The sequence below is a fragment of the Spirulina sp. CCY15215 genome (assembly GCF_016888125.1).
In the GTDB taxonomy this organism is placed as follows: domain Bacteria; phylum Cyanobacteriota; class Cyanobacteriia; order Cyanobacteriales; family Spirulinaceae; genus CCY15215.
In genome coordinates, this window is the sequence record NZ_JACSWA010000169.1 from 1 (window position 1) to 663 (window position 663).

General features: G+C 39.8%; 1 pseudogene. It reads right to left on the reverse strand.

Going from position 1 to position 663, the window contains the following annotated elements:
- Positions 1-70: 70 nt before the first annotated feature.
- Positions 71-663, reverse strand: a pseudogene (locus JUI58_RS00825) (transposase); the annotation flags it as partial.

Here is a 663-nt window from a genome sequence, read left to right on the forward strand (position 1 = left end):
ATAACATTCCTTTTGCCCATATCCCCCCTTTAGTTCCCCCCTTATTAAGGGGGGTTAGGGGGGATTCAAAAAATATTGACTGTGCTTGGTCGCAAAGAGAATGTGCTAGTTTGAATTGCCAATCTTTACGAGTATCAGATATTTTTTGATGTAATCTCGCTATTTTCTGGTTTAATTTGTGTCGATTATTAGACCCTCTTTTTTTGTTCCTTAATCTACGTTGCAGCGATTTCAGCTTGCTATGTAGTTGGTTCAAAAAATGGGATCTTTCGACCATTTCTCCATCAGAAGTTGCCAGAAATTTGTCCAGTCCCAAGTCTATCCCAATGGCATGACCGTGAAATGGGACATCCGGAATATTAACATCTAACTGCAAAGATAGTAGGATGAAATAGCGGTGCGACCCCGGTGAGGTTTCCTCACCTAGGGAACGCGCACCAAGACATCCTGATGCTTTCTTGATAATTCTCGCTTGTTTAATCGCGAAACCATCGGGAATATCTCTCGATTTCCTAAATTTAATCCATCCCAATTGAGGTAGTTTAATCTGGTTTTCCTGCACACAATCTTTCAGCATTTGAGGATACACAAAAGAACGCATCCTATACTTATTCTTAAAACGAGGAAAACCGAGTTTTTTTGATTTCATATCTGTAAATGCTT